17 protein-coding genes are annotated in these 21,963 nt (G+C 55.6%); 1 reads left to right on the top strand and 16 read right to left on the bottom strand.

Translation table 11 applies throughout. The features are described 5' to 3' along the window. Positions 1 to 41: 41 nt before the first annotated feature. Positions 42 to 740, bottom strand: a complete 699-nt coding sequence (locus GP473_RS03520) for a WKL family lipoprotein (RefSeq protein ID WP_185769091.1) — start codon at positions 738 to 740, stop codon at positions 42 to 44. A gap of 133 nt (positions 741 to 873) precedes the next feature. Between GP473_RS03520 and GP473_RS03515 the strand changes: the two genes are divergently transcribed. Next, positions 874 to 1,905: an asparaginase domain-containing protein gene (locus tag GP473_RS03515; protein ID WP_186277147.1), complete on the top strand. Its 1,032-nt coding sequence runs from the start codon at positions 874 to 876 to the stop codon at positions 1,903 to 1,905. On the opposite strand, the gene GP473_RS03510 is transcribed toward GP473_RS03515, so the two are convergent. The 15 genes from GP473_RS03510 to mraY all read right to left on the bottom strand — a co-directional run bounded on the left by GP473_RS03510 (position 1,902) and on the right by mraY (position 21,960). Then, positions 1,902 to 3,266, bottom strand: a complete 1,365-nt coding sequence (locus tag GP473_RS03510; protein WP_246394960.1) for a DNA polymerase IV — start codon at positions 3,264 to 3,266, stop codon at positions 1,902 to 1,904. The genes GP473_RS03515 and GP473_RS03510 overlap by 4 nt on opposite strands. Before the next feature lie 344 nt (positions 3,267 to 3,610). Further along, positions 3,611 to 4,492: an EamA family transporter gene (locus GP473_RS03505; protein WP_246394893.1), complete on the bottom strand. Its 882-nt coding sequence runs from the start codon at positions 4,490 to 4,492 to the stop codon at positions 3,611 to 3,613. A 25-nt stretch (positions 4,493 to 4,517) separates the two neighbouring features. Next, entirely contained in the window at positions 4,518 to 7,694 is a 3,177-nt protein-coding gene (ileS, locus tag GP473_RS03500; protein ID WP_185769094.1) for an isoleucine--tRNA ligase, read from the bottom strand. Positions 7,695 to 8,234: 540 nt separating this feature from the next. Then, the gene (locus tag GP473_RS03495; protein WP_185769095.1) at positions 8,235 to 9,287 is read right to left on the bottom strand and encodes a DivIVA domain-containing protein; all 1,053 of its coding nucleotides are present in this window, start codon (positions 9,285 to 9,287) and stop codon (positions 8,235 to 8,237) included. Positions 9,288 to 10,324: 1,037 nt separating this feature from the next. Continuing rightward, entirely contained in the window at positions 10,325 to 10,615 is a 291-nt protein-coding gene (locus GP473_RS03490) for a YggT family protein (protein WP_185769151.1), read from the bottom strand. Positions 10,616 to 10,621: 6 nt separating this feature from the next. Then, positions 10,622 to 11,179: a cell division protein SepF gene (locus GP473_RS03485; protein WP_185769096.1), complete on the bottom strand. Its 558-nt coding sequence runs from the start codon at positions 11,177 to 11,179 to the stop codon at positions 10,622 to 10,624. A gap of 99 nt (positions 11,180 to 11,278) precedes the next feature. Next, positions 11,279 to 11,986 carry a YggS family pyridoxal phosphate-dependent enzyme gene (locus GP473_RS03480; RefSeq protein WP_246394892.1) on the bottom strand — a complete coding sequence of 236 codons (708 nt, stop codon included), beginning with the start codon at positions 11,984 to 11,986 and terminating at the stop codon, positions 11,279 to 11,281. 96 nt (positions 11,987 to 12,082) lie between these two features. Beyond that, positions 12,083 to 12,826 carry a peptidoglycan editing factor PgeF gene (gene pgeF / locus GP473_RS03475; protein ID WP_185769098.1) on the bottom strand — a complete coding sequence of 248 codons (744 nt, stop codon included), beginning with the start codon at positions 12,824 to 12,826 and terminating at the stop codon, positions 12,083 to 12,085. 104 nt (positions 12,827 to 12,930) lie between these two features. Continuing rightward, positions 12,931 to 14,172: a cell division protein FtsZ gene (gene ftsZ / locus GP473_RS03470; RefSeq protein WP_185769099.1), complete on the bottom strand. Its 1,242-nt coding sequence runs from the start codon at positions 14,170 to 14,172 to the stop codon at positions 12,931 to 12,933. A 151-nt stretch (positions 14,173 to 14,323) separates the two neighbouring features. Beyond that, positions 14,324 to 14,995, bottom strand: coding sequence for a cell division protein FtsQ/DivIB (locus GP473_RS03465; protein ID WP_185769100.1), 672 nt, complete (start codon positions 14,993 to 14,995; stop codon positions 14,324 to 14,326). Positions 14,996 to 15,010: 15 nt separating this feature from the next. Continuing rightward, positions 15,011 to 16,474, bottom strand: coding sequence for a UDP-N-acetylmuramate--L-alanine ligase (gene murC, locus GP473_RS03460; RefSeq protein ID WP_186277146.1), 1,464 nt, complete (start codon positions 16,472 to 16,474; stop codon positions 15,011 to 15,013). An 81-nt stretch (positions 16,475 to 16,555) separates the two neighbouring features. Further along, positions 16,556 to 17,662 (bottom strand): undecaprenyldiphospho-muramoylpentapeptide beta-N-acetylglucosaminyltransferase, encoded by a 1,107-nt coding sequence (gene murG / locus GP473_RS03455; RefSeq protein WP_185769102.1) that lies wholly within the window; start codon positions 17,660 to 17,662, stop codon positions 16,556 to 16,558. A gap of 6 nt (positions 17,663 to 17,668) precedes the next feature. Then, entirely contained in the window at positions 17,669 to 19,261 is a 1,593-nt protein-coding gene (locus GP473_RS03450) for a peptidoglycan glycosyltransferase FtsW (protein ID WP_185769103.1), read from the bottom strand. Then, complete coding sequence (gene murD / locus GP473_RS03445; RefSeq protein ID WP_390625287.1) at positions 19,261 to 20,712, bottom strand: UDP-N-acetylmuramoyl-L-alanine--D-glutamate ligase; 1,452 nt, start codon at positions 20,710 to 20,712, stop codon at positions 19,261 to 19,263. The genes GP473_RS03450 and murD overlap by 1 nt, the downstream gene beginning before the upstream one ends. Before the next feature lie 147 nt (positions 20,713 to 20,859). Further along, entirely contained in the window at positions 20,860 to 21,960 is a 1,101-nt protein-coding gene (gene mraY, locus GP473_RS03440; RefSeq protein WP_185769105.1) for a phospho-N-acetylmuramoyl-pentapeptide-transferase, read from the bottom strand. Between the last annotated feature and the right edge of the window lie 3 nt (positions 21,961 to 21,963).

Raw genomic sequence — 21,963 nt, 5'->3', positions numbered from 1 at the left:
GAGGCCTACGCCGCACTCAGCAGGGTTGAGTCGCCGTAATTTTAACCAGCAGGCGCGGGAGCCGGTTGGCCTTCCGGTGCAGGCGCGGGAGCTGGCTGGCCTTCCGGTGCAGGCGCGGGAGCTGGCTGACCCTCAGGCGCCGGTGCAGGGGCTGGCTGACCCTCAGGCGCCGGTGCAGGGGCTGGCTGACCCTCAGGCGCCGGAGCCGGAGAGCCCTCCGGAGCAGCTGTGTCAGGGTTACACATCGCAGGAACCTGATCAGGTAGCACAGCTTCAACCAAGGAACAAGCCCATCGCTTATCCAGCTTCATCTTGTTCTGGTCTGCCGTATCACGCACAAATTCCACACCTTGAATCTGCTGCGGTTCTGCATTCGGCAGCATCAGGTTCACGTTTGCGGTGTAGACATTGGGCAGCATGCCGGGCAAAACCGGATCAAGGACGTTGAACTGTGCCTTAGAGTCAACAGCAGCCTTCGTGAGGGAATCGAAAAGCTCCGGTGCTTCTTGTCCCCCAACCACGGTGTCTAGTTTCTGATCGGTAGGAACGTTGGGATCAACCGCACGTGCCAGCACTCCTTGCAAATCGGCAGCGGCGGGGATTGCCTCTTCCTGCGCCGTCTGTTGCGATGAGCTAGGCGCAGTATTTTCCTCGTCGTTGTCGTTTCCACACGCAGTCAGGGTCAGACCAGCGCTAACGGCGGCTACGAGCGCCAAAGACTTTATGGAGGACGTGCTCATGATGGGGTGCGGCTCCTTCGATCTGTGACGTACATCGGAGATGCGCGCTCTCACGCATTCCTTATCCAACGCACGTTTAGGGGTACGCCACGATGTTACACATGTGTATGAAGTGACCACTAACCTGTGAGGCATGGATTACAAGGACTCCCCGTCACGTTTTCAGGTCGAAGAGCCTGCAGCCAGGCGCATCCCTTCTCTGAACACTGACATTGTGCCCCAAACTATCGTCGTAATCGGGACGGGCGGCACTATTTCCTGCGCTCGGGATCCACGCAGCGGGGATCTCGTGCCGTCGCACCCCATCGACGACATCATCGCCCAGGCGGGTATCCCACACATCAGTCATATCCATGTCGAGTCCCGGGACATCATGGCATTAGATTCCTCCGACCTCCAGCTCAGTGATGTGGATCATATCCTCACCTGCCTTCATGAGGGTTTGAACGATACCTCTTATGTTCATCCCTTAGGTGGGGTCATTATCATCCATGGCACGGATACCTTAGAGGAAACCGCGATGGCTGTACACTGTCTCATCGACTCTCATGTGCCCGTCATTCTCACTGGAGCACAGCGTCCATTCGATGACCCATGTCCCGATGGACCGGCCAATCTCCGGGATGCTTTCACTTTTGCCCTATCCGTACCTCCAGATGCAACGATGCCGGCTCATGTGGTCTTTGGAGGGGTGGCTCTGCCTGCATCAGGGGTGAGCAAGGCTCATACGCACAACGACCGCGCCTTCGTATCTTCTTCTGCTGATCACGGCGTCACCCGTGCTTTTTCTCCCACCCCGCAGCAGCGCCCCGCATCTCTGCCGCCGTCATTAGCCGATCTACGTGTGGAGATCGTCTCGGCCTACGGTGGTTGCTCTAGCCGTGTGATCGACGCCATCACTTCCGACTCCAAACCTCTGCATGGCATAGTCGTTTCTGCGCTCGGCAGCGGAAATATTCCCCGGGCCATGGTTGAATCACTATGTGCACTAGACGTGCCCGTGAGGTTGTGCACGCGGGTTCCCTTCGGACCTATGAATGCTGCCTACGGTGGCGTCGGCGGCGGTGCCGAGCTCCAGCGCCGAGGACTGACAATAGAAAGTGGCCTTCGCCCGTCCCAGGCGCGGATGAAGTTGTTGTGCGAACTTGCGTCAGGGCGCATCTAGTCCATCGAGCGTTCCTCCGGGCGAAGATCCCACGCCAAAGAGGCCAGGGGGTCTGCGGGGTGAAGAGCCGGGTCATTAACGGAAAAGGTTTTCGTTTTCCCTGGGCCAGTCGCGCGTGTTTCGAAACGTACACTGACCACGCCTGACCCGGTGCCTTGCACCCAACCGTGGCCATAAATCTCATGCTCCACGTCTTGGGTGGTCTGCCACGGCCCGGAGTTACTCGCCCGAGCGTTCAATGGCGCGAGGCCTCCCATACCATTGGCAGTGTGATCATTGCTGTCTGACATGGTGATCACCATGCCCACTTCCTCTGCTGGGGTTATCAATTCTGGGAAGAGCAACTCCTGCCGTATATCCACCAACCCAGATAACCCAACACCCACGAGGCGAATCGAACCGAGTTGCTCTGGACGTGGCATAACACGCCGAGCGGCCACGGTGATTGTCTCTAGATCATCTGTGCCTGCGGGTAAGGTGGCCGAACGGGTATGGATATGAAAATCTTCCGTGCGAACTTTCGCGGTAATAGTACGCGCTGCACGACCATCTTTGAGAAGCCTACGGTGTGCTTCTTTGGCCACCTCATTGACGATCGGCCATAATTCTGTTGATGTATGAATATTCGTGGTGAGGGTACGTTCAGCACTCATTTGTTTGGAGCGCGCACGAGGAGCTACGGGACGTGTGTCGTTTCCTGCGGCCATGCGCTGAATATCTACGCCGGCGGCACCTAGCAAACTCTTCACATCGGCACGATCCATCTTGACGAATTCTGCGATAGTGTGCACACCCACTTCTGCCAGCCGAGCTTGCGCCACCTTGCCGATCCCCCAGAGTTCCTTGGCCGGTCGCGGCCCGAATACCTGCATTCTTCGCCACACAGAAACCACCGCTATGCCATGTGGTTTCCCTAGGTCACTAGCCATTTTTGCGTCGAGTTTTGTCGAAGCCATCCCCACTGAGGAAGGTAAACCTGTCTCCTCTTCCACAGCACGCTGTAAGCGCATAGCCCACGCTCTGGCTTCTTCGTCGGTAGCGCCTATGAGCTGAGGCGGCTCGGCAAAACCTTCGTCCACGGACAGTTGCTCCACCACGGCGCCTGCATGTGCTCGGATGACTTCGAAGATTCTTCTCGACGCCACCTTGTACACCTCCAAACGAGGCCGAACAACCACAGCCCTGTTGCGGCACAAACGCACCGCCTGGCTCATAGGCATTGCCGAATGCGCACCAAACACTCTCGCCTCATAGGACGCACCGGCAACGACTCCCCGCCCGCTCATTCCACCAACGAGAACCGGGCGACCTCGCAGAGTGGGTCTGGTCAATTGTTCCACAGACGCAAAAAAAGCGTCCATATCGATATGCGCCACCCAGCGTTCTTGTGGGCGGCTGCGAGAAGAGTTGTCAGCGCGTGTCCTATCGGCGTGTGTATCGTCGGTTATTTTTCGGCCATCCCTGAAAGGGTCGTACAGTATCTCGCCGTTGTATTCTGGACGATCACCCATGTCCCTGACACCTCCTTTCCATACGACCGCCAGTGGAAGTCTCCGTCAATACCGAAACTCCGACATGCGAGGCTTGCCCCAGACTAAGGCACTCAGTCACTACGCTGTGTGAATGCATCCACGCTCATCCAAGGTCATTAGGATGTAGTGAAAATTGCGAGTTCTGGAAAAGCCTTTTCAAGAAATACGCCTCACTAACCCGGCTCTCTCAAGGCAACCGCGGCTACCACTGCTGCAATCCCCAGTAGCTCGACAATACTAAGCATCTGCCCTAGCGCCACCGCGCCGAGTAGTGACGCGGTCAACGGAAGCAAGGCAAGCAACAAGGCAAAGTATCCAGGCCCCGCTATTTTCATCACTAATTGGTCAAGACTATAGGGAATCACAGCACTCAGCATTCCCAGACCCAATGCAAGGCCAACGAGCTCTAACGCGTCAACATGCCAACCAGGGGCTATGCCACTACCCCACACCAGGAAATAGCCCGCCCCGACAAGAGGAGTCGAAACCACTGCTGACCAGGCAAAACCAATCGCCAGAGCGTCACGCGCACCAGCATAAGCAGAATTCTTCGCCACACGAGAGCCGAGCATGATATATCCAGCCCACAACATAGCCGCAGTGAGCGCATACATCACCCCACTCGGGGAAGCAGCCCACTGTGCCCCTGATAACACCAGCACACCGACGCCAGCTAAAAGAAGTGCTGACCAGTCACGGCGTGAATGACTACCCCACGCAGCGACCGCTATAGGACCTAAAAACTCAATCGCCACGGCAGTTCCTAGCGGAAGACGAGCAATAGCCTCGTAGAACACCATGTTCATTCCCAGCGTGACCACACCGAACGCCATGGCAAGGCGCCCCGAGGTGCCAAAGAAACTCTGGATCTTTGGTCGCTGAATAATCACGAGGATGAGCCCCGCAGCCGCGATGCGCATCCAGGCGACAATCGCTGGGGGAAATGTATGGAAGAGTCCAACTGCCAAGGCCGCACCAGCGTACAACGACACGCCAGAGGCGATCATGACAACTGGAGCGGCTACGCGGGGCGTGAGCCCGCAGGGGCAATCCATTCACTAGTTCACTGAATGGTGTGCACTAATTTCGGGTGACCTGAGCGGTGCAACCATCTGCCACATCCACCGGAAGTTCTTCTCCGACCACCACGTGGAATTCTGTAGCTAAGACTTCCTTGGCGATGCTCTGTGCATGCTCCTTAGCCCAGGCCTCCTTGTCTGCAGGTACAGACAGCGTCACGGTGATGCGATCACTCACATCAAAACCGGCGTTCTTGCGGGCATCTTGCAGCCCACGCACACGGTCGGCGGCCCAGCCTTCCGCCTCCAGCTCAGGAGTGACGCAGGTATCCAACACAACCAGACCACCTACGCCGGCGACCTCAGCAGTGTTGTCCGGGTCGGTAGCAACCAGCCTGCGGGAATACTCACCGTCCTGCAATTCAATGCCGTCGGCCACAACTGTTCCGGAATCAGTTACTTCATAATCACCTGACTTCACTGCCTTGATCACACGCTGAACGTCTTTGCCGAGACGAGGACCTGCCGCGCGAGCATTAACCACAACGTCAAAACGTCCAACAGAGGCCACATCATCAGTCAAGACAACTTCCTTGACATTCACTTCATCGGCAATGATTGACGTGAAATTCTCCAGCTCATCAGCATTCGGCATAGCAACCGCCAGACGTGGTAGAGGCAAACGATTACGCAACTTATGGGACTTGCGCAATGATGATGCCGCGGAACTAATGGAGCGTACAGCGTCCATCGCTTCCACCAGGGCAGAATCCTGAGGTAGATCCTCCGCCTTCGGATAATCGGTCAGATGCACTGAACGTTCCCCAGTAAGACCTCGCCAAATAACTTCGGTAGTCATTGGCAGGAGTGGCGCCGCCACTCGGCATAGGGTCTCCAGAACCGTATACAAGGTATGAAAAGCTTCTGGGTATTCGGTATCCCCAGCCCAGAAACGCTCACGGGAGCGGCGAACATACCAATTGGTCAGAGCGTCACAGAATGTCCGGATCTCGTCAGTGGCAATAGCGACGTCGGTGTTATCGAGCGCTTCGGTGACGCGCGTAACGGTGTCGTGCAACTTAGCCAAAATGTAGCGATCCAACACATTGGTGGAGTCGGTGCTATAACGCGCCGGCTGGGAGGCATAGAGACGCAGGAAGGAATACGCATTCCACATCGGCAGCATAGCGTGCCGTACTCCTTCACGAATGCCCTGTTCCGTGACGATCAGATTACCCCCACGCAGAATAGGACTTGACATGAGGAACCAACGCATGGCGTCGGAACCATCCCGTTCAAAAACCTCGTTCACGTTCGGATAGTTGCCTTTGGACTTGGACATTTTCAGTCCATCGTCACCCAGAACAATGCCATGAGCCACGACCTTCTTGAAAGCCGGGCGATCGAACAATGCTGTGGATAAGACATGGAGTGTGTAGAACCAACCACGCGACTGACCCGAATACTCCACAATGAAGTCAGCCGGTGAGTGAGTATCAAACCACTCTTTGTTTTCAAAAGGGTAGTGCTTCTGAGCAAACGGCATGGAACCCGATTCAAACCAGCAATCCAATACCTCCGGAACCCTACGCATGGTGGACTTACCGGTTGGATCGTCTGGATTCGGGCGGGTCAGCTGATCGATGTCCGGTCGGTGCAGAGACTGCGGACGGACACCAAAATCACGCTCTAGCTCATCAAGAGAACCGTAGACATCCATACGCGGATACTCTTCAGAATCAGACACCCACACTGGAATGGGAGCTCCCCAGTAACGATTGCGGGAAATATTCCAGTCGCGTGCGCCTTCCAGCCATTTTCCGAATTGACCATCACGAATATGGGAAGGCATCCAGTCGATCTGCTCATGGTTGAGCTCAACCATGCGATCACGGAACTTTGTGACAGCTACGAACCACGACGGCAGCGCCATGTAAATCAGCGGTTCACCCGACCGCCACGAGTGAGGGTAAGAGTGTTCGATGGTTTGATGACGAACCACCTTGCCCTCTGCCTTGAGGTCCCTGATGATGTCTTTATTAGCGTCGAACACCAATTTCCCCTGGTAGTCAGGTACCTGGGAGGTGAACTTGCCATCCATATCGACGGGAATGACCACCTCAATGCCCACCGCTTCACATGCAAACATATCGTCTTCACCGAAGGCTGGGGCTTGATGAACGATACCTGTACCGTCCTCAGTAGTGACGTAGTCGGCAGCGATCACCTGGAAGGCATTCGGGTGATCTTTGAAGTACGGGAACACTGGTTCGTAAGTCGTTCCCACCAGCTTGGAGCCCGGGAACGAGCACAGCACTTGGTGATCCTCGCCCAGCTCCTTTGCAAAACTACTGATGAGAGCGGTGGCTAGAACAAAAACCTGACCTTCAAATGCGGATCCTGCGCCCACCTTCACAGCAGAATATTCGACGGTGGGATTCACTGCCAATGCCAAATTTGAAGGCAAGGTCCACGGCGTGGTCGTCCAAGCGATGAGGGAGACGTTCCCCCATTCTTCATGGTTGGTGAAAATTTCTGCTGCAGCAGAACCTTCGCGCGCACCGGTAACCGGGAAGGTGACCGTGAGAGTTGGATCCTGACGCATCTTGTAGGAGTCATCCAGCCGTGTCTCCTGGTTCGACAGCGGTGTGTGCTCTGCCCAGGAGTAAGGCAGTACGCGGAATCCCTGATAAATCAGTCCTTTATTCCACAACTCCTTAAACGCCCACATTACGGACTCCATGAAGTCCAGATCCATGGTCTTGTAGCCATTATCGAAATCAACCCAGCGGGCCTGGCGTGTTACGTACTCTTTCCACTCATCGGCATAACGCAACACGGACGACGCGCAGTAGTCATTAAACTTCGCCATGCCCATCTCTTCGATACCTTGGCGTCCCTTGATCCCCAGCTGCTTTTCAGCTTCGAGTTCCGCCGGCAGACCGTGGCAATCCCAGCCGAATACGCGGGCCACCTTCTTACCACGCATCGTCTGGTAACGCGGCACAATATCCTTGACGTAACCGGTCAGCAGATGACCGTAGTGTGGCAGCCCGTTCGCGAATGGAGGGCCATCGTAAAACACGTATTCCTCAGCGCCCTCGCGCTGAGCAATGGACTCATTAAACGTTGCGTCCTCTGCCCAGTACTTCAGCACTTCCTGTTCCATCACAGGGAAGGATGAAGATCCGTTCGTCATGTCCTGGCGTGGGTATGCGCCACCGGCTGGGGTGCTCATTTACTCGCGTATCCGTTCCTGTCGTCTTCTGGTCATTCCTCTTTCTTTTCCCGACGCCACCCCGTGTGGACGGCAGTTGTATGTCGGGCACAAAGAAAATCAGGGACGTGACGGGCACGCGGTACCACCCTGGTTGACCTAGCCTACAACCCGCATGATCACCATCTAGGCGAGTAATCACCCACCAGGTGAGACGAGATGTGAGGCTCAAGTCCACTCATCATGCGGCGATATCGTGCCGCGACTCCGCCCGGTTCTAATAAGCCCTTCCCGTGTACTCAGACGCAGAACGCTGGCGCTGTGACCAACCAGCATGTCAGCCGCTTGCCACCAGCTTGTCCTCAAGCTTTGGTTCCGCTTGTCAGCGAACTCATGGAATGACCGTTCTTCCGGTGACGCTCCCCGGTGATAGCCGGATCAACGCGAATAACTCGTACTGTACACCGTCAAGCAAAAGACAGCGAAAAACTCCCCACCGGTGGACAGCGAATGAACGCCAACCCACAGTGGGGAGTAATCATCCAGAGAGGATCAACGAGTCTACTGGTTATGCATCTCGACTTCCGGGGTACCTGCTGGAGCAGCAGTGCCTCGAGAGTTGAGCTCTTCAAGCTGAGACTCGAGGAAGGTCTTCAAGCGAGTACGGTATTCGCGCTCGTAAGTACGCAATTCTTCGATGCGCCCTTCCAGGATGGTCTGCTGCTTCTTGACAGTCTCCATGATCTCGGTATGCTTCCGCTCTGCATCCTGCTGCAGCGCGGTTGCCTTGTCCTGAGCCTGACGGATCTGTGCCTGAGACTGTGCGTTAGCGTCCGCAATCATCGTCTTAGAACGCTGATCTGCATCCGCAAGTTGAGCTTCGGACTTCTGCTTAGCATCAGCCAGCATCTTTTCAGAACGAACCTTAGCGTCAGACAGTTGGGAATCAGCATTCTTCTTTGCCTCATCCAAAATCCTGCGGGAGGAGCTGTCTGCATCGTCAACAGTCCGCTTGGCTTCAGCGCGCGCATCCGAGAGCATTGCGCTGGACTCTGCCTTGGCATCGCTGGTGAGACGATCGGCCATCTCTTGAGCCAGAGACAGCACTCGAGCAGCCTGCATATGAGTGTCTGGCGTAGCAGCACCAGAGGTTACGTCCCCCTTGGTGGCTGCGGAGCCGACAATACCGGAGGTAGCGGCAGAAGAAGCGGAGGAATCGGTGGACTTGCGTGCTTCAGCAGCTGCAGCTTCTGCCTTCTTAGCGCGCTCCTCCGCTGCCTTCGCACGCGACTCGGCATCCCTAATGCGTGCCTCAGCCTTCGCCTCAACATCGCGGCGAACCTTGGCCTCTACATCTTTGCGTACGTCAGCCTCGATCTTCCTGCGGAGTTCGGCCTCATCAACCTTGGAAGAGCCAACAGCTGCAGTTGCCTTTCCACCGTCGTTGAGCTCCTCAACCTTGAGCTTCAGGTCAGCATTCTCGTCCTGGAGCTCAGCTAGGGTGTCTTCAACAAGGTCGAGGAACTGATCGACCTCATCCTCGTTGTAGCCTCGCTTGCCGATCGGCGGCTTGCTGAAAGCTACGTTGTGCACGTCAGCGGGAGTCAGCGGCATAGGTATGTCCCTTCCAAATCGGAATGCCTCAATGTGCCAGAGGGTTGTTCAAACTTAACAAACTGCTACGAGCATAGCAGCGCCTTGCGATTAAGGCTCAACTACACATTAAGAGCTTACCGCTTCTCAATAGCTCACGTCGATGCACTACAATTATCTGGCTCATAACGGGGGCACTAGTCCCAGCACAATCCCACTGATCAATAAATAATTCAAAGCCTTCGATGGGCATAACACGGCCGTCAACTGGTATGACGTTCAATTTATTGTCGCTACCGGGCACCGAGAGAATTTCAGCGATACAACTACCTACAATCGTTTACTTCTGCATAACTAATGGAAAGTCACCGCAGTATCGCTACCCCATACAACACCCCATTCAGCCAACAAACCCCACCAAATACTGCCCGGACAAGTGAGTCGGAAACCGCTCTCCTCCCTACACCGGCTTCATCCCCGGCCGCGAGCTTACCCTGCTCTCCTGCTCTGTTTTACCGCTTCAGTGTTCTGTTTTGCCTCTTCAGTTCTCTGCTCTGTTCCGCCGCTTCATTCCGAGAATCAAAGCATTTCCCCATTCACAAACATTTTCCCCAGCCCCATGGAGGACATCGCTGGATAATTGGAGCAAGCAGCTCAACTCGTGCACACATTATAAAAATAGTAGAAAGCCACTGCGATTCTCGACCCACATTCTCGAATCGCAGTGGCTTCCTTCACTACACACGACATCTCCGCGGCCTCACTCACTTACCGCGAAGATGGGCTTAGTCTAACCTTCTACCTAGTGCTTTCACAACCTTTCACAGCAAATTTTTTCAAATATTCACCAAAATTCTTTAATCTTGCACTCTTTAGAAAAAGCTGCAGGTGAGAACGTGTGAGGAGCGAACGTTTTCTCACCCAAAAGCAAGAGCCGCCGACTCCACCTAGGAATCGGCGGCTCTCAGCAACCGCCAACACTTCACCAGCCATCGCGCACCCCTTATGCGCTCAGCCGGAATCAGCACGAGCCACCCACAGAGGCTACGACGAAACAATCATCGAACAAACAGATACAGTAACTGAGGCAGGAACTGCAGGATGAAGAACAAGACCAACACGGATAGGTCAAGCGCTACTCCACCCAGGCGCAGTGGGGGAATAATTCTGCGCAACAATTTCACCGGCGGATCAGTCACAACGAAAATCGGCTCTGCAGCAATAGAAAACCACCGCTGCGGCCGCCAATTACGCGAAAACGATTGCGTCATCTCAATAACAATGCGCAGCAGCAGAATGAGCGCATAGATCTGGCACAACCACGAGACTGCATATACGAAAGTCAACAGTATCCTTTACAGATCCTCTACCAACTGATCCAGTTGGCTCTGCTCCAGGGTCAAACCTTGTGGAATCAGCACGAAGTTACGCACGCCACGCAGCTTCTTGATGGTTGCATCCACACCCTTGGCCAAACCAGAGGCGAAATCTAAGACTCGCGCGGCCTGATTCTTTTCCATTCCTCCAAGGTTAAATACGGCAACATCTCCGGACTTTATGATTTCAACGAGCTCGCTAGCTTGGTTGTATTCACTCAAAGAAAGTCGAACAACCTGAGGTTCTGGAGCGACGGTACGGCGCTCCAGTGTAGATGGGCGAGCCGCAGACTCCCCGTAACGAGAGCTGGAACCACGATGGGAGGCCCCGTAATCCCGGTAGCTAGAAGAGCTCGCCCCGCGCGAGTAGTAACGGTCATCGCCAGGGTCGCGATCCCTACTGCGATCGTCGCTACCGCGCTCATCACGGCCGTCGCGTTCCTCACGGAAGCTATCGCCGTAATAAGGATCCCGGTAGTTATCCACTTCGCCAAAACCAAAGAAATCTTTGACTTTGCCGCTAAAAGAGTCACTCATGAGGTGTAGAACCTTTCCGTGTTTGTTTCTGCCGTGACTCGTGATACTCAAGTGCCATCTGAGACATCATTTGTCCACGTGAGAGGCAGTTTCCGTGCTCTAAATTACTGGTCGCGGACCCATGATGTCCGTTCCGACACGCACCAAAGTCGAGCCCTCAGCAAGAGCGATTTCGAGATCATGGGACATACCGGCCGAATATACCGGCGCACCGAGTACACGATCAGCAATCCTCTCCAAGAGTATGCGTCCCCGTGCGAAAACTACACCAGCATCCGAAGCAATAGGCGGGACTGTCATAAGACCACGCAACTCCAAATGTTCCGTCGAAGCTATGGCATCAGCCAAAGCATCAATTTCTTCTTCAACAGCACCTCCACGTGATGGGTCACCGTCAGCACTGAACTGAATCAGCACCGGAAGGTTCTCATGGCGGTCGCCTCGTTCTTGTGCCAACGCCACCCCTCGATCCAAGGCATGAACCAATTTCAGGGAGTCCACCGTATGAACCGCCGCGGCCCATCGAGCCACGCTATTAGCCTTCTTGGTCTGAATCTGACCAATCATGTGAATTTCTGGACGCCCCGCCAAAACCTGAGCTTTGTTGCGTGCCTCTTGTTCGCGGTTTTCGCCCACGGCTCCGATACCCATACCGGCAAGAAGCGCGATGTCCTCCACCGGGTGAAACTTCGTTACTGGTAATAAGTCAGCTCCACCGGCTACAGCGATGCGATGCCGCACTTTACGCAACGCCTCAGCCAATTCTTCAGATCGGCGCTGGCTCCTCTCATCCATATTCTGCTCCATCGCGATTGCTGTTCTCCTCACTCCACGCGCCTATGCCACTTGTTGTGTATCCCCAACAGATAATCCTGATCGGGTTTTCAGTCCGCAGAATTCAGATTAGTTCTGGGGCCGCGGCATCCAGATCACTCCTGCCTGACGCCCTGTTTTCCCTTCTCGGCGATACGAGAAGAAATTTTCAGATTCTACGGTACAACGAGGATCGGCGTCGATACTCCCTATACCCAACCCCAGCAATTGACGGGTGAGACCCGCACGGATATCAAGGCCGCAGGTTCCCCTTGCTGTTGTGGTGCGAGAGCCAGGCAGCTTGGACTCCACATCAGCTGCCATGTCAATTGGAACTTCGTAATTCGCTCCCGACGCTGCCGCACCCATGAGGGCATGCATATGTGCAGGCACAGCACCCAACTCTTCCATACGACGAACAGTCCGCGTGACGATCCCATTTCGCGCCCCGATACGCCCAGCATGTACTGCTGCGATCACACCCGCAGACTCGTCAGCTAGCAACAGCGGCACACAATCGGCAGTGAGCACAACAAGCGCAACATCTTTCAGCGTGGTTATCAGGGCGTCTGTGGTTTCAACCGGGCCTTTACCCAGCAGATCCTCGGTCACCTCTGTAACTGTCGGCGAATGAATCTGCTCCATGAACACTAAGCGTTCCAATGGCAAACCCAATGCATTCGCAAGACGTTGACGATTGTTCTGAACCGCCACCGGATCGTCGCCAACGTGATCGCCTAAGTTGAAACCGTGATAGGGAGCAGCCGACACTCCGCCGCTGCGATCGGTGAAGACCTGTCGAACAATGCGTGTTTCTTGTGCCGTATTACCCATTATTTCGTGCGTATCGCTCTCGATTTACCGCTTATCGCTCTCGGCTGAGATTTCATCGCGGTGGTTTCTCTGCTCAGCCCACCACCGCGAAGGTTGTGGCAGTTTTAGTTGAAATCTGGCAAGTCCAGGTCGTCACCGTCATCGGCTGGGGCGACATCATCCTGACGTGAGGTGAACAAACCGCCGCCGTTGCCCCGCGGTACATCGGAGCGCGAACGCTGAGCAAAGCTCGAGTTCTGCTGTGGCTGAGCAGTCGGCTGCTGCACAGAAGTCTGTGGTACCTGTGCTGTCTGTTGTTGTGCGGACGGGGCCTGATCTGAGCCGAAAATGGAGGAACCCTGCTGTTGGTTGGTGGCTGCATGATGCTTTCCACCGCGCTGAGCATTGGACTCCGCCGAAGGGGAATCATCGAAACCCGTGGCGATCACGGTCACGCGAACTTCATCGCCGAGCTGATCGTCGATGATCGTACCGAAGATGATATTCGCTTCCTCATCCGCTAATTCCTCAACCAAGGTCGCAGCCTGCGAAACCTCCATCAGCCCCAAGTCGGAACCACCAGCGAAGGAAAGCAACACACCCTTAGCGCCCTTCATGGTGGACTCCAGCAATGGAGAGTTAATGGCCGTTTCGGTGGCCTTCACAGCTCGATTCTCGCCGCGGGCGGTACCAATGCCCATCAAGGCCGAACCTGCGTCGGTCATCACGGATCGCACGTCGGCGAAGTCAACGTTGATCACGCCGGGGGTGGTAATCAACTTGGTGATACCTTCAACACCGGACAACAGCACTTCATCAGCTTTGCGGAAGGCCTCCATCATGGAGAGCTCCTCATCGCTCATCTGCAACAAAGAATCGTTAGGGATGACGATGAGAGTGTCGCACACCTCACGCAAAGCTTCGATGCCCTCTAGAGCCTGCTTTCCACGACGGCGTCCTTCGAAGGTGAACGGGCGAGTTACAACGCCCACGGTCAGAGCGTTCTGCTTCTTAGCGATGTTCGCTACAACTGGAGCAGCGCCGGTACCGGTACCACCGCCTTCGCCCGCAGTCACGAAGACCATATCAGCGCCAGAGAGGATCTCTTCAATCTGATCCTTATGATCTTCTGCTGATTTGCGACCGACCTCAGGGTTAGCCCCAGCGCCGAGGCCACGTGTCTCTTCGCGTCCAATGTCTAGCTTGACATCGGCGTCGGTCAGCATGAGAGCCTGCGCGTCGGTGTTGATGGCGATGAACTCAACACCCTGTAGCTTCTCATCGATCATGCGGTTAACAGCGTTGACGCCGCCACCACCAACGCCGACCACCTTGATTTCAGCGAGGTGGTTTCCTGGAGTGGTCATATAAGTGCTTCGCCTTCCTTGTACCTGATGCTTTTGTTGGTTGCCTTTTTGATGCGGTTTGGAGTCCGATCTGTTCCTCACCATTTTCGTCGCCAGACAAGGATTTACGGCGCTCATTTTTCGTGGCGCGTCGTATGTTTAAAGTTCTACTTTAGGTTCGCACTGTGGGCATGGCCGGGTTAGACACATTCCATTCCTGACCCTCTCGGGTTAAAACAACCCTGGTAGCCTCTGCTTTTTCGGAAGCGCGCTCGGATGATCCCCAAAAAACACGCCGCCCATCATGGAAGAAAAGTTCAACGCTTTCGGCACTCTTCGCTTCAACGCGGTCCAACTGCCCCACTAATTCTGGAGACAGTGCAACCACCGCGTCCGCAGCAGCTTTCACAGCAGCCGAATCCTGAGGGTCGACATTCTTAAACTCCACGGCACCTTCCGGAGCAGCCCCCTGGAGAAAAATCTGGCCGTGTTCGTTCACGTCATACAATGTGCCACCGCGGTTTATTACCCCGACGCCACGATGCTCTGTAATCGAAATGTTTACGGACGTCGGCCAGTGACGAGAAACAGTAACCTTCTCCACCCATGGAACATGTGCGATTGTCTGCGCAGCACCTGAAGTGTCCAAACGCAACATGTTGTCACCGGTGGCGATACCAGAAGCATCCTGTATCTGAGCCACGTCGGCATTCACCGTGCCTTCAACGTTGATCTGGCCTACCTTCAGAAGCGGAAAGAAATACGCAAGGACGCCCACGGCTGCCAACACAACCACAAGCCCTGCGATGATGGCGGGCAGGCGCCGCTTTGCGCGCGTGTTCACTACGTCTCCTCTTCCTTACTGCTCCCCGGGGTGAGATTCCGCCAGAGCGCGAAGAATCTCATCCGCAAGCATAGTGACCGTACCGGCGCCAATTGTCATCACCACATCACCCGGCTTAGCTCGCATGACCACATCGGCAGGAACAGCGTTGAAAACCGGCTGATAACTCCATGATCCGGCAATGTGCTCACCGATGATACGGGAATCCACACCCTCAACGGGCTGTTCACGTGCACCGAAAATCTCCATGAGGATCACGTCGTCCGCCAAAGAAAGTGCTTCTCCAAACTCCTGCGCAAAATTCATCGTGCGGGAATACAAATGCGGCTGAAATACTGCGATCACCCGGCCACGACCAGTGGCCTTCACTCGCTCTCGCGCCGCAGTGAGTACCGCGGTGATTTCTGTCGGATGATGTGCATAATCGTCATAGACCTGCACTCCGGCTTCCTCGCCATGGTATTCGAAGCGACGACGCACCCCGTCGAAACTACCGATCCCCTCCGCCAACTTGTGTGCATCTCCGCCCAACAACATACCACCCAGGATTGCCGCAGTGGCATTGAGCACCATGTGGGAACCCGGAATATGCACAGTGAAGTCGAGAGTTACGTCATAATGTGGGAGCGTGATGCTCACCACCGTCCCCTGCGGGGAGACCGTCATTTGTTCTACGATGGCACCGGCCTTCACCTCGGGATGAGCGTCTATTGCTGCACGAGTGCCGTAGCCCACAACGTCCACAGGCACGTCCTCTATACCCTGGGCAAGAGCACGATGGGCTAGTTCGGCAGCCCCGGCGTCGTCGAGACAGACAACCAACGAGCCACCGGGCAGTACGCGTTGCGCAAACTTCTCGAATACCTCACGGTACGCATCCTCCGTACCGAAGTAATCCAGATGATCCGGTTCCACATTAGTAACCACAGCAACCTGAGGGCTGTAGGACAAAAATGACCCATCGGACTCATCGGCCTCAGCAATGAACACGTCCCCGGTACCGTGATGGGCATTCGTGCCCGCCCGGTTAAGCTGTCCACCGATGGCAAAAGAGGGATCAAAGCCAGCAGCCTGCAAAGCCGCCACAGCCATAGAGGTTGTAGAGGTTTTTCCATGGGTACCAGCTAGCAGCAGCGCACGCCGATCCTGCATCAACAATGCCAATACATCAGAACGGCGAATAACAGGGATACCAGCGTCGCGTGCAGCCGATAGCTCAGGGTTATCCTGCGGTATGGCAGCAAAAGAGGTCACCACAACCGTTGGCTTTTCGCCCAAGAGATCCAGGTTCTCCGCACCGTGGCCAATGGCTATCTCAGCCCCCGCACTGCGAAGAGCCAAAATGCTGCGGGAATCCTTCATATCGGAGCCAGTGACCCGATAGCCACGAGCTAAGAGAATACGGGCGATGCCGGACATGCCAGCACCCCCAATACCCACCATGTGTACGCGAGCGAGGTCAACAGAGGGGATCGTCATCTCAAGATAAGCCTTTCGCGAGGAAACGAAGAAGTTTGGGCGCAACGCGGAAAAATCTCGACCAATGATGGAGTCGACGTACTACGCCGCAGAATATTTGTGGTGTGATCGTGCCGCTGCGACGAGCTTTTCGGCAATTTTCCTGGCCGCGTCGCGGTGACCAGCCCTCGCCGCAGCCTTACTTGCAATCTCGAGCCTCTCCTTATCCCGCAGCAACGGAACGACCTCACGCGCCACTGCCTCGGGAGTCAGCTCGGAGTCAGCCACAATCACGCCACCACCGGCCTCCACAATTGGACGAGCGTTCAGCTCTTGTTCACCGTTACCGTGTGGCAGGGGAACATAGACTGCCGGCAGCCCCACGGCGGACACCTCAGCAACAGTCATTGCGCCGGCACGGCACAGAATCATATCCGCAGCTGCCAAGGCCAAATCCATGCGGTCAATGTAGGGCACAGCAACATACGGCGGCCCCCCGTGGGTGGACACCGAACACTCGTTTTTCTTGCCATAAGCATGCAATACACCAATTTGTGCGTCGGCGAGAATTTGTGCAGCGCCCATCATCGCGTCATTGATCGAACGAGCGCCCTGTGAGCCACCTGTTACCAACAACACCGGAGCATCTTCATCAAGGCCGAAGAACCTGCGAGCCTCACTGCGCAACGCCTCCCGATCGAGATTGAGCACTGATTCACGTACCGGGATGCCCACAATATCCGCGCGAAGTCCAGATTCCTCCACCGCAGCGAGCGCTGTTCCACCGAGCTTCGCACCGAGTTTATTGGCCATGCCCGCGCGAGCATTAGCCTCATGGATGAAAATTGGAATGCCCAAGGATTTGGCTGCCAGATATGCGGGAGCACATACATAGCCGCCAAAACCAATCACAACATCCGCTTTGACTTCCTTGAGAATTTTCCGGGTTTCACCCAAAGCCTTCTGCAAGCGAAAAGGAAGGGTCACCACATCCTTATTCAGTGTGCGGGGTACCGGAACTGGGGGGATAAGGGTGAGATCGAATCCACGCGCAGGAACCAGAGTTGTCTCCAGCCCACGTGCGGTTCCCAACGCGGTGATGCGTGCTTCCGGAACCAAAGAACGCACCGCCTCAGCGACTGCCAGAGCGGGCTCAATGTGGCCTGCCGTACCTCCACCGGCGACAACGACGGATAATGGTTCAGTCATATGGGGCTAATGCCTCCTTGAATCCGGACGATGAAAATGATCAGAATGCAACGACCTGCCATAGTTGCTACGCGGTTTGCGCGCCTGTGGCAAAGCGCTGCGTCTGCGTCCATCGTAGCCACGTTCCATGGTCTCAGTTCCGTTGCGCCGCTTAGACTCTGCCAGACGGTCGCGGTCTTTCCTTACGTCTTGACTAGTACGACCAGCAGTACCACGTTGACGAGTCACAGGGTCGCCATAACGATGAGTAGTGTTTCTGCGCTCGACACGGCGTTCTGTACCAGCGATCACGATCTGCGGTTCCGGCAGGAACAACAAACGATCGACCAGTGGACGTCCTTCATGCTGCATGGAAGACACGGCAGCCGGTTCATGACGTGCACAGTTGGCCAAGAGACCGAGGGACATCAGCGTAATCACTGCTGAGGAACCGCCGGCAGAAATCAGTGGCAACTGCACACCGGTCATCGGCCACAACCCCACCACATAGCCCATGTTGAAGAAAGCCTGGACAACAACCCCCAAGGTCAATGTCGCCGCAAGGGTACGCATGAATGGGTCAGTGTGAGCCAACGCCGTACGAATTCCGAACCAGCCTAGCAGTGCGAAAAGCACAACCACCGCCATTGCACCGAGGAAGCCCAGTTCTTCCCCGACGACGGCGAAGATAAAGTCGTTGGTGGCCTCCGGCAGGTAGAACCACTTGGCGCGAGATTGTCCCAGCCCCAGGCCGGTAAGTCCCCCATCGGAGAGGCTGAGAATTCCCTGGTGGGATTGATACGCCGCTCCTTGGGTTGAACCATCTTTAAAGTTCAATAGCAAAGTTTCAATCCATGTTGTAAAACGTGCTGAACGATAGGCCTGCTCGATGGTTGCCGCCAAGCCAATGACTCCCACCGCCGCTAACATTGCGTAGAACAAGCGCGCATTGACACCAGCGAAGAAAGCCAGGGCAAGCAAAACGATGCCAACGGACATCATCATGCCAAGGTCTTTTTGAAGAAGAACGGCTAGCAGCATCATCGCGCCAAGCCCTAGGGTGGGTCCCAACACCACACGCATATCTTTACTCTGGTGCAGGCGCTTAGCTATAGACGCGGAGCCCCACACTGCCAACGCTAATTTGGCAACCTCCGACGGTTGAATACCGACCGAACCAATGCGGATCCACGAGTTGGAACCCACCTCTTCAGCGCCCACACCGATTCCCGGGATCAACACCGCAACCAGCAAAGCGAAAGCCACTATCACCAGTAAGCGCGAGAGTCGGCGAATAGTTTGGGGTCTGATGCGCATGGTAAACCACATGGACACCAGACCGACTAGCACGATTAGCGACTGGCGGCTGAATTCTGTGAACACCGTTCCGCCACTGGAGCGGGAGGTCACCATGGAGGAACTGAGCACCATGGTGAGGCCGAGTCCCACGAGCAGTACCGTCACTGTGAGTATCACCAGGTAATCAGTTTGTGGTTTGGACAAAACCCGGGAGATAAAACCCGCCACGGCATTCAAGGATGAGGCGGCAGAGCGACGCTCGTTGGGTGCCTGCTTTTTCTTCGCCTGCGGATGTTTGCGATCAGGTGCGGGTGCCGTCATCAGTTGCCTTTCATGGCGTATTCAGCGAATAGATCGCCTCGCTGGCTCATTCCGGTATACATGTCGAGGGACGCCGCCGCTGGAGCCAAGATCACGCTATCGCCATCGTCGGCGTACTGGCGCGCAGCCCTGACTACTCGTTCCATCGCCTCATGCGGGTCAGTGCTGTCAACGACTGCAACGTCTACGTTTGGTGCGATTGTATCCATGGCTTCGGCGATGACCTTCCGATCCACGCCGAGTACGACCACAGCCTTCAAAGAATCTTTAACCTCTTCAATCAGCTCCGTTACGGAGGCGCCTTTGAGTTGCCCTCCGGCAACCCACACCACGTTACTTTGGCCGCGCAGAGCGGCCGCCGCAGCGTGTGGATTAGTGGCTTTAGAGTTATCGATCCAGGTAATTCCCTCGCTGCTGTAAACGATCTGACCACGGTGCGCCTGCACGGTAAAGTTCTTTAGGGCAGTAGCAATGCTTTCTGCATCCACTCCAGCACTGCGAGCCATGGCTGCGGCGGCAGCGGCATCTGCCACACCGGCTGGCCCCGGAGGAGAAATCCCTTCCGCAGAAGCAAGCACCTTCTGCTTACCCGAGGCATCCGATTCAACGATCCACCCATCGATGACCGTCACCGTGTTTTCCAACCCGATGTTTTTCTTGTCGATCGACGCCATCTCCCCCAACTCGGAGGTTGTGCTGAAAGCATAGGCACAATCCCATAGCGGGGAACTTTGCGCCGGTGCCCTGTGGAGACGTTCAATTGTCCGCCACACCTCCGGTTCCTGTGCAGGAATAACGGCCGTGCCGGCTCGCAGAACACGTGCTTTGTCATCTGCGTAGTTCTCGAAGCTACCGTGCCAATCCAAATGGTCTTCCGCGAGATTCAAAAGACAACCGACATCAGGACGGAAGCTCGGTGCCCAGTGAAGCTGAAAACTGGATACTTCAGCCACCAGCACATCAACCCTTGGGTTACCAGCCGCCTCCGTTGTGAGAGCCACCCCGGGTGGAGTGCCGATATTGCCGACTGCAACCGCCGCCTGACCATCAGCGACGAACATTGCAGTCAACATGGCAGTTGTTGTGGTCTTCCCATTGGTACCTGTGATAGCCATCCAGCGACGCGTCGGCCCAAAGGCCCCAGCTTGGTCCGCGAGCCATGCTGCTTCGATATCACCGATGACAGGCACCCCGAATTCATGTGCACTGACCAACAGCGGGGAATCTGGCCTCCATCCAGGGGAGGTGATCACAAGCGCTGGAGGTTCATCACCCGTCACCCGGCGAACGGCCTGTTCAACCGTGATGTATGAGGCACTCGGATCGGGTGCATTTTCGGCGGTGACATGATCGTCAGCGACGGTTATTTCAGCGCCGAGCTCATGGAGCATACTCACGACGCCACGTCCGGCCACTCCTGCACCTGCTACCAGTACAGGGCGCGAACGCATGATCTCCAGAGCTTCGGCTGGACTGAGGAAGGATTGTGCTGAAGTCATGGCGGCAACAACTCCTTATGAGGTGAATTCCGGTTCCCTTAAGAACCGAAGACGCGGTGGCGTCGAGAAAAGAAGAAACACAAAACTAGACGGGCATTACTAAAAGCCAGTAACGGTAAGCCACTGTCCATAAAATAGGCCAAAGCCGCTCATGGCGAGAAGCGCCGCGATCAGCCAGAACCGAACAACGACCGTGGTTTCCGCCCATCCACCATTTTCAAAGTGGTGATGCACCGGTGCCATACGGAACACGCGCTTACCGGTGGACTTGAAAGACACCACCTGAATGACCACGGATGCGGCCTCTGCCACGAAGATGCCACCAATGATGATCATCAACAGCTCCGTGTGGGTGGTGATCGACAGACCAGCGACCAAACCTCCCAGGGCAAGAGATCCAGTATCGCCCATGAAGATTTTCGCTGGAGAGGCGTTCCACCATAAAAAGCCCAGGCACGCACCCAAAGCTGCAGAAGCTAAGATGGCCAAATCCAGAGGGTCGCGTACCGAATAGCAACCCACCGCTGCTCCGTGAGCACAAGAGTTGCGGAACTGCCAGAAAGTAATGAGCACGTAGGAGGCCATCACCACAGCAGTCACACCGGACGCCAGGCCATCGAGGCCATCGGTTAGGTTAACGGCATTAGACCAGGCAGAAATGACGATGTAAATAAACAAGAGGAACAAAAATGTTCCGATAACAGCACCACCTATAGCGATGTTAAAAGTGGAAATATCGCGGATGAAAGACAACTGGGTCGAGGCCGGGGTCAGTCCGTTGTGATCGGGGAACTGAAGAACCAGCATGCCGAACACGATGGCGACGACCAGTTGGCACAGCAATTTGACCCGGGCATTCAAACCAAGGTTACGACCCATAACCAACTTGATGTAGTCGTCAGCAAATCCCACGCCGCCCAGCGCGAGCGTCAACCCCAGCACTAGCCAGCCGGATGCTCCCGGGCCAGCGCCAGTGGTAACCAGCCCAACCACGGCCGCAATTAAATAACCCACGAGGATCCCGGACAAAATGGCGATACCGCCCATGGTAGGAGTTCCGCGCTTTTTTAGGTGGGACTGCGGTCCATCCTCCCGAATCTCTTGTCCCAGGCCTTCGGCAGAGAACTTGCGGATCAACACCGGAGTGAGGAACACCGCGACCAGGAACGCAGTGAACCCGGCGATGAAAATCTGCATCATTGT

Origin of the sequence: Corynebacterium anserum (assembly GCF_014262665.1) — a bacterium.
Taxonomy (GTDB): domain Bacteria; phylum Actinomycetota; class Actinomycetes; order Mycobacteriales; family Mycobacteriaceae; genus Corynebacterium; species Corynebacterium anserum.
Note: the sequence above shows the minus strand (reverse complement) of the source record. Positions and strands in the feature narration are given on the sequence as shown.